The organism is Methylophaga sp. UBA5088, assembly GCF_002414625.1.
GTDB lineage: Bacteria > Pseudomonadota > Gammaproteobacteria > Nitrosococcales > Methylophagaceae > Methylophaga > Methylophaga marina.
This window is the reverse complement of record NZ_DIAC01000022.1, coordinates 15,849-24,794: the sequence shown is the minus strand read 5'-3', so window position 1 is coordinate 24,794 and position 8,946 is coordinate 15,849. Positions and strand designations below refer to the sequence as shown.

Annotated in this window: 6 protein-coding genes; 2 read left to right on the top strand and 4 right to left on the bottom strand. The window is 40.8% G+C overall.

Translation table 11 applies throughout. The features are described from left to right. Together B4K20_RS02900 and B4K20_RS02895 are read left to right on the top strand one after the other, a co-directional pair. Positions 1–578 (top strand): hypothetical protein (locus B4K20_RS02900; protein ID WP_289281815.1); only part of this gene is annotated, 578 nt, incomplete at its 5' end. 202 nt (positions 579–780) lie between these two features. After that, on the top strand, positions 781–963 hold the full coding sequence (locus B4K20_RS02895) for a hypothetical protein (RefSeq protein ID WP_289245040.1): 183 nt from the start codon (positions 781–783) through the stop codon (positions 961–963). A gap of 30 nt (positions 964–993) precedes the next feature. Here B4K20_RS02895 and B4K20_RS02890 read toward each other — a convergent pair whose 3' ends face one another. The 4 genes from B4K20_RS02890 to B4K20_RS02875 form a co-directional block, all read right to left on the bottom strand. Further along, entirely contained in the window at positions 994–1,518 is a 525-nt protein-coding gene (locus B4K20_RS02890) for a hypothetical protein (RefSeq protein WP_289281814.1), read from the bottom strand. After that, entirely contained in the window at positions 1,518–5,270 is a 3,753-nt protein-coding gene (locus B4K20_RS02885; RefSeq protein ID WP_289281813.1) for an EAL domain-containing protein, read from the bottom strand. The genes B4K20_RS02890 and B4K20_RS02885 overlap by 1 nt, the downstream gene beginning before the upstream one ends. A gap of 386 nt (positions 5,271–5,656) precedes the next feature. Further along, the gene (locus tag B4K20_RS02880; RefSeq protein WP_289281812.1) at positions 5,657–5,950 is read right to left on the bottom strand and encodes a hypothetical protein; all 294 of its coding nucleotides are present in this window, start codon (positions 5,948–5,950) and stop codon (positions 5,657–5,659) included. Positions 5,951–6,375: 425 nt separating this feature from the next. Continuing rightward, the coding region (locus tag B4K20_RS02875) for a cold shock domain-containing protein (protein ID WP_289281811.1) at positions 6,376–8,946 on the bottom strand (2,571 nt) is incomplete at its 5' end.

Here is an 8,946-nt window from a genome sequence, read left to right as displayed (position 1 = left end):
GAGGCGGGGTCGGAAAGCCACAGGTCTTCCAAGTGAAGATGGCTGGGTTGCATTGCTTGTTTTTTCAATCTAAACATAAGGGAATTTTTATGAAAAAAGCGATGCTATTTGTCGTAGCTTTATTTTTCTCAATCAGTGTGAATGCTGCAACGTTGTCACTTAGTGCAGTCGATGCAGACGGTGCTAGTCAAAACGTTTATTTATCAGACAACGCTGTTGTGCTTGCTGGTGGTACTGTTTCAAATGCGGGTGATTGGAATTCAGCATTCACTCTTTCTACTGATGTAGATACACCTGTTGTCATAGGGTGGTCTTTCAACCCTGCTATCACAGCAGCAACATTAGTGTTTGGTGCTGTCGGTAGCACTGTCTCATATGCCATCACTGAAGACTTCAGTTTTACTGCTGTTTTAGTAACAGGTGTTGATTACGTATTAAGTATTGTTGATGCCACTTCAGGTGCTGTTCAGTATGACGTGTCTGTTTCAGCCGTCCCACTGCCAGCCGCTTTATTTTTATTTGCACCAGCATTATTAGGTTTCTTAAGCCTACGCAAAAAAAGTTTAGCCACTGCCTAAGGTATCTCATACAGTCGTTCAATTAGGGAGCTTCGGCTCCCTTTTTTTATGGTAAATGATGTTGATTAACTCATGCAGTATCACGGCAACATAATGAAAGCTATAGTTTTACAAGCTCGTGCCGATACATAATTATGTGAACTATTTATCGTTGGAAATGACGAAGGTCATGTAAGATGGCACAAAAAGTAGGAGGTAAGAAATGAGTATTTCAGCAACACAAGGCAGCCCAAAGATCAGTATTGATGACTATCTTATGGTGAAGAGTGCTCAAATGAGTAACAACAAAGCCAAACTCGATGGTGCCAATGCACTCAAACTTATCGATTCGGCACTACCCGCACCTACTGCCACTCAAGGTAATAACCTAAATGTAAAAGCCTGATTTTCTCAGGCTTTTTTTTTGCCTGTTATCTCAGAATGGCAACTCAATCTCAGAATAAAAATCTTTGTAAACCAGTTCTGCTCTTAATCGACTTCCCGTCATAAGCAAGGCTTCGGGTTGGCTTACCTCTTTCATCCACTGCTCTGCCTGTTCCTGTTTCACCAGGTTACACACATCCCCTATTGGCCAATGAAAATACACCTCATGTTGTTTCTTTAAGGCCAAAATGTCTTTATCTGTTGTCTCAGGTATCGGCAGATAAGAGCTGAATAGTTCTAGTCCACCCTGTTGTTCAGGATCATCAGCAAAGTACTCCACGCTGACATCCCATCCTCGAACCAATCCTTGTTCTTCATCACCCGTTTCAATACTCACACCCAACATCGCTAGCGTGCCATCATTGATTTTCGGTAATTTTTTCAGAACATCCTGTATAGCTATCACTGCTTTTTTATCATCTGCAGATAACACATCAAAATTTAATAACCAATTGCCCAAACCAATGGCTGATTGAATCAGTTGTTTATGTGTTTTATCGAGAAGAATATTTGCCATTATTCACTTTTACCCTGTTGAGCTTTTTCATAATTTTTTATCCAGTCGCACACCTCTTCTGCAGGCATAGGTTTAGCGATAGCGTAGCCTTGGGCCATGTCACATCCCATATCAAGCAGGTACTGAAAATGCTCCGTTGATTCCACACCTTCAGCAATGATGTCACGTTTAAAAACCTGTGCGAGTTCAATAATGCCTTTAACGATAGCCATATCTTCATCATTTCTCAGCATATCTCTTACAAAGCTCTGATCGATTTTTAATGTCTTCACCGGTAACTTTCTCAGATAAGTCAATGAAGAGTAGCCAGTTCCAAAGTCATCTAATGCAAACGGCACGCCGAGATAATTACTCGCAGCGGCCACAACCTGAGATGTCTGCACGGTTTCCAATGCCGATGTTTCCAATATCTCCAGCTCAATCGATTCGGGGGATATGCTTTCATATTGATTCAGTGATGCTTCCAGCTTCTTCAGAAAATCAGTGTGTTGAATTTGCTTGGCAGACACATTAATACTGACCTGAATATTGAGCCCTTGCTCTTGCCACGCATTCAGCTGTTTCAACGCCGTTTTTAATACCCAATCCCCCATTTCAACGCTGAACTCATGCCCTTCGACGATAGGCAAAAACTCCATGGCACCTAATAAACCTTTTTCAGGGTGTTGCCAACGGATCAGTGCTTCTACCCCGATCACGCGCCCATGACGGAGATCGACTTTGGGCTGATAATACAGACGGAATTCTTCGCCAATTAAAGCCAAGTGTAAGCGCTCCAATTGTGTGTGGTATTCGTGCATTTGCTGATCGAGCTTGGCATCAAATATATGATAGCCATCTCGACCAGCTTGTTTGGCTTCATACATAGCCAAATCGGCATGGCGGATCAGTGTGTCGCCATCGACATTATCAATAGGGTAAATCGCGACACCAATACTGGCCGTCACATGATGTTTTCGGCGATTAAGTTTGATGGGTTCTGCTATTTTCTGGCTCAACCTGGTCAAGATGGGGTCAAGCTCATCAATACTATTGATATTGCTGATGAGTACGACAAATTCATCACCGCCCATCCTGGCAGCAGTATCACCAGAGCGCGTCACTTGCCTTAGCCTTTCTGCCACAGCAACTAAAAGCTTATCGCCCGTTTCATGACCAAACTCATCATTAACCGGTTTGAAGCCATCTAAATCGAGGAAACACACCGCCAAAATTTTCTCGTTGCGTTTAGCAACGGAAAGAGCCTGCTCCAACCGATCTGAGAGTAATGTACGATTTGCTAGCTGGGTCAACGCATCGTAATGCGCCATATTCACTAATAAATGTTCTGTTTTTTTAATTTCGGTAATATCGACAAATAACCCAAGGTAACTGATAATTTCACCTTGAGAATTTTTGATCGCACTAACCGTCAGGATTTCAGCGAAAAATTCCCCATTCTTTTTACGATTCCATATTTCTCCACGCCAGCGCCCTTCTGTTTCGATGCAATCCCACATTTCCTTGTAAAATTCTGAGCTCTGCCTCCCTGAAGCCAGGATTTTTGGATCCTTTCCGATTAACTCGTCCTTTGTATACCCCGTAATTTCTGTAAAGGCCTTATTGACACTGATAATCCGGTTTTCTTTGTCCGTAATAAGAATTCCTTCCCAGGCATCGTTGAACACGCTGGCATGTAATCGAAGCGCTTCTTCGTTTTTCAAGCGATCAGTAATATCGTAAAACCAACCAATATTGCAGTCTTCGCCACCATATTGAATGGGTAAGTATGAAGCCAATGTCCACTTTATTTCCTGGCCTGTTATTTTCAGCTCAGTCAGCTGGTTATAGATTGTCTTACCTTCAATGATTTGGTTTAAGTAGCTTTTTACTACAGAGGGATCAACATAAAATGCAAATGGATTGAGATGGTGTAACTTATCTCTACTTTGATTAACCAGTTCTGCATAACGTTTATTAGCAAAAACAATTTTCTTACGGTTATTGGTGACAATACGAACCGCAATTGGGCTATATTCAAGCAGTTCTCTGAGTTTGGCTGTATTGCTACGCAGCTCATCCTGAATTTTCTTGAAGTAAGAAATATCGGTACTGGTGCCTATCATGCGTTGTGGTTTTAAATTTTTATCACGCTTGATAATCATGCCCCGCGCCATAATCCATTTCCACGAACCATCACCACAAAGTAAACGAAACTCATCTTGATAATTGGCATATTCGCCTGAAATATACCCTCTGAAACGCAGTCTGGCTTGCTCTCTATCCTCTGGGTGAATGTATTCTGATGTCTCGGTTAGTGTGTCTGGGAAACTATCATCCATATAGCCCAACATTTTCTTCCAACGCTCAGAATACGTTGCCTTGCCAGCTTCGAGATCGATATCCCATACACCATCACCGGTCGATTCCAGTGCCAGTTTCCAGCGACTTTCACTTTCAGCTAATGACTTTTTACTCTCAGCAAGTCGGCTGAGATAGGAATCGATACGCTCAGCCATCGAATCAAACGCACTTGCAGCAAGGGTGATTTCATCGTTACCTTTCAGTTCAGCAGCCAAGGCCACCTTCTGACCCGACTCGAAGCGCGTCATTTCACGAGTCAGACGTGTAATACGTGAAATCACATTCTTATTCACAGCCATGGTAATTAACCAACCGGAGATAATCGTCACGGCAAACAACACAGCCATCAAAATCGCTAACAACTGATTAACAGGTTCTACCAAATCATCGACAGGGATGAGCTTAAAGTAATGCCAGTCAATCGGCTTCACTAACATGGAGATAGCAATGTAGTTTTTACCATCAACACTAATATCTCTGGCAGCAAGTTTTGGTGTATGGTCAGTAATCTGTGTTAGCAGCTCTTTAAGCTCGCTTTCAGTATCAAGAAAAGCAGTTACCTGAGCTTCATCAGCTGACTCGAGCTGTTTCTGCCACTGACCGGCGAGGATAAAATGTCCTTGCTCATCAACAAGAAAATGCTGTGTGTCTGGATAAAATTGCTGTGAGTTAAAGGTAAAACCAAGCACATTACTCAGCTGCATATCCTCACCCAGTGATCCAATCCATTGACCATTGACATAGAGCGGATATAAAGCACTGACCATCCATTTTTGATTAACCGGATCAAATAACGGCGGTGTAAATATGTACTGCTTTTCTGGATTTTGAGACGGTGACGTCAACCCTACCCAAGGGGTTTGTGTGTAATCATTGGCAGCATCTTGATCAAACACGAATTGAGGATAGTGAAAATCAAAAATAACCTCACTGCGTAAATCAGGAGATAAGTACCAGACATTTTCGAATGAACGATTAGCCGATGAGCCGAATACTTCCATGACTCGCTTGATACGAAGATGTTTTACTTTTTGCTCATCTGTTAAGGCTGCTGAGTCGGGTAAGAAAATACCAGCATGAACCTGACCGTCATATTGGTCTTCTTTATTTCGCCAAATACCATCATCGTTGAGCTGCATCGTTTCAGAAAAGGTGTCGATTTCCTCATCCGTGACAGGTTTGCTCAGTTCTTGCTGTAATAAACGAGCTAAGCCTTTCAACTTGGGCTCGGCATAACTCAATTTCTGAGTGGTAATATCAACCTGACTTTGTGTAACGGCTAATAGATTGTTTATTTCACGATTAAGAAGCTTTTCTTTGGAATAGGCGCTGACCCATATAGCAGCGGGTATGGATGTCAGCAGAATACTGACAATCACGATTAAACTGAGTTTTTCTCTAATCTGCATCGAGCATTATCTTTTTGAATCCCCTTTTGCGTTCACTCTGGGGTGTTAATTTTTATAAAGTCAGTCTACACAACCTTATAAAAGATGTTTAGTTTTGCTTATTCATAACTGTGATTGAAATCTAGATAAAATACCAAAGAACAAAGACCATATCTTTTGTGCAAGTATTTACACTTACAAATAATATGTTTTCTATAGTAAACACCACTTATAAGTCAATGAAAATAAAAAAGTAATTACCTATATAACAATCGCTTGCATGAATAAGCGACATCCCATGCTATCAAATACAATCCAGTGAAAAAACCGACATGCATCGGCGCAAATCAATCCGAAGTCCGTCAAGAAAAACAATCAGATGCGCAGTAAAGGCAGACCGATAGTGATTATTCAGGCTCGTTTATACACTCATTTTCAATCATCTCGGCAAAATGCTCGATAACCCTCTGCTTTTCACCCTCTTCTGCCACGGCTTCGTTATAGGCTCGCAACATCAAGCCACGAGAAAAGTTGCCCACCGTCATCTTCATCGCTTCATGAATAGGCGTGTTGTTCTGCCGAACCTTCATAAACTGCTTGGCCTTATTTACCCACCCATCACAAGTTTCTTCCTTACTGACACTATCAGCATCAACCATCATGCTAAATAACATAAAGCAAACTAGCGTGATTTTTTTCATGGGGATCACCTCAGACAGGTATGGAGATAAACAAACTATAAACGCTTGGAGGGAATATCTTGGAGAAAGTTGGATGGAACTTGTTCTTTTCAATTATGAGACAATACCGAAAATAATAAAGCCCGCATAAATGCAGGCATTTGTGTACATAATAGATGTCGTTAGACAATGTAATGGTGGGGCTGCGTCAATCAAATAGTAAGCATATATATGATTTAACTGGGTTTAGTTGAAAAGTGTAATTAGAAATACCCCATAAGATACCCCACATTAATCTTCTTATGTTTCTCTTTGCAGCAGCAAGCTCAAGCTAGTTGTTTTACGATGGCCCATATTATTTTGATATCAATGAGTTCATTGGATTGTTCAATTTCTCACCTACATGGTTGCAGTTAGCCTTTAGCATTGATACTCAATGACGTCGTTCAGACATGGATATTACATGCTTGAGGTCCTTTGAAAGCATACCCAATCGCAAACCTTACCCGGTCTCCTTCTCTGATCGCATCCCACATATCATCTTGAACATTTTCTGCGGGAAAAAATATATCGTAACCAGTTCCATCAATTATTAAAAAGCCAAAGCCACTCCTCTTTACTCTGACTACTCCTGAATGCTGAACTTTTTCACCCCCTCTCGTATCGTAGGCACGAATATCGATTTTACTATTGTGCGGTAACCGCGCTTTTCTGAGGTTTTCAAAGATTTCAAGCGCCTCTTTATGCTTGTTCTCATCGTGTGAAAAAAAGGCATATCTGGCATACCAGAATTGAGCTTGGAAATTACTATCGCCTGGGGTGAATCCCCTTCTATAGTGGTAAAGCAACGAGTCAATATCCTCAGGGAAATGGTTTCTGAGTAGTTCAGCATAATGATAATTAAGGCGATGATCAGAGCGTTTACGTTCCAATGCTGATTGCAAGACTTCTTTTGCTCCCTCCGGTTGTTTCCTTTCAACATAACTGTCAGATAGCCTGATTGCTATATATGGTTCTCTATCACTTTCTTCAAATGCTTTTTTGAGAGCCTTAAAGGCTGCCTCATTATCATTGACTAAATTCGCAAATCTTTCTTCAAGTTCCAGAAGGTGACTGTCGGAGGGATATTGTCTTTTATTTTCTGTAATCTCATGCTGAACTCTTCTTATAGCTTCCCTGATAGTATAGGAGGTGGATGATTCTTCATTGATGATGTCTTCAAGCTGGGAAATTGATAGCTCGACATAACTACTTGAAATATAGCTTGTACTTCCCCATTTTTTTGCAATTGTTTCAAGGTATGATCGTGACTCAAGCCTAAATTTCTTTTTTAGCTCTAGGTCATCAGTTAAATAGCTTTTGTCTCTCCATACAACACTTAAACTATGAAGAATACTTTGATCGTAAGGGGCCTGTTCACTGGCCTCAATTAGCAAATCTTTAGCTCTGTCTAGGCTACCGTTTGGTCTCAACCGTTCATAATTTGCTATTTGCTGGAGTAAGTATGGCTCATCACCAATAGATGCCCGTGCCTGTGAATATATTGAAACCACATCTTCATGATCAGGAAATAATTCAATCAATGATTTAGCACGGATCAGAGATCTGAATGATGACTTATCTGAGCTAAAAGATATATTAAGTTTATTGACTATTCTGATGTATTCTTGATATCGGTCGTCGTTATTTGAAAGAGCTCTTCGAAAAACAATCTCGGCAATTTCTGAGTGGCGTGCATAGTAATGGATGTCGTCAACGTTACCTCCTTTGGCTATGACTACTTTTTCTAGAGGCTTATAAAACCTTCTATTAAAGTCCTCAAAAGAAATTTCGTGAATCCTTGACATCAGACCAGCCCTAACAGGAACTTTGAGCCTGTTGAGTGTGCAAACGGTCAGATAAATTCTTTTAGCACTCTCTGGATATATATTGTTGTATTCATTGAATATTATATCTTCAAAGGGTTCCCCCATTGTTGCCTCATGAAGGGCTACTAGGAGTTGTCTTCCGTGAATTTCTTTAAATTCTAAACACCGCTGCTGATGATTCTTATCTCTGAGATTAGGTCCTAGCGAGTCATGTTCTTCAAGTTTTCTAACTAATGAATCAATTTCTTCTTCAGAAAGATATTTCAGCTCAAACTTATCAGTTACTAATTCATCCAGTTCTTCACAACGAGTATTCCATTCGTTGTATCTTTCACTACTGACCAAAGTAACATTCAAGTTTTTTTCATCGGCTTTTGTAATAAAGCGATTTATTGCCTGAGCATTTATCGCAGCATCATCCCAAAACAGAAAAACACGCTCTGCAGACTTTGAAATAAGCTCCTCAATAAGGTAGGGATCAGGACTCGCATTATCGTTTACCCAGAAAATTATCCCCAAAGATGAATCAGCTGCTTTCGTGGCGAGCTTTCTTAGAAGCACGCTCTTTCCGGCTCCTGCCTCACCTTTAACCAGAAAAAAATCTACAGCACCTTGCCTTCCTATCTCAGGGAGAGATAAAGCATATTCAAAGATAGCATCTTCCAGCTTCCTGCTGATTGCCAAGTCATCAAGTATAGGGGACCACCCTTGGTTAATGCCTTTAAAAAAATCTTTTGGGTTAGCTTTTGCTGCAGAAAGCTGCGGTGTGATCCACTGTACTTGAACTTCAAGAAAATCAATCAACTCTTCAGAAGGCTGCACATGAGAATTAAAAACGCTTTGAATAGGGTGTGTTTTGGCAGGACGAATTAATGATAAAGCTCGCTCATTGTCTGGAATAGAACTTTCTATTTGATTCAAAAAATCCTCGAATCCAAGATCCAAAGCGGTAATTTTTTTCTCTGCCCAAAATTCTCGTTCTATTTGCTCAACCCCCGGTTTCAGGAGGTAATGTCTTTGACCATGAGGAGATTCTTTTTCCAACATATGCATTACGAATCTGATGTTATGGTCTTGCAGGCTGTGACCTACAAATACAATGGTGTTTTCATACGCTAACTCATAAAGATGGGTAAAAAGTCTTTTTCT

What these genes read in the sequence shown, in the direction of transcription:
- B4K20_RS02895 (WP_289245040.1), top strand. Translation starts at nt 781, where the DNA reads ATGAGTATTTCAGCAACACAAGGCAGCCCAAAGATCAGTATTGATGAC.
- B4K20_RS02890 (WP_289281814.1), bottom strand. Translation starts at nt 1,518, where the DNA reads ATGGCAAATATTCTTCTCGATAAAACACATAAACAACTGATTCAATCA.
- B4K20_RS02885 (WP_289281813.1), bottom strand. Translation starts at nt 5,270, where the DNA reads ATGCAGATTAGAGAAAAACTCAGTTTAATCGTGATTGTCAGTATTCTG.
- B4K20_RS02880 (WP_289281812.1), bottom strand. Translation starts at nt 5,950, where the DNA reads ATGAAAAAAATCACGCTAGTTTGCTTTATGTTATTTAGCATGATGGTT.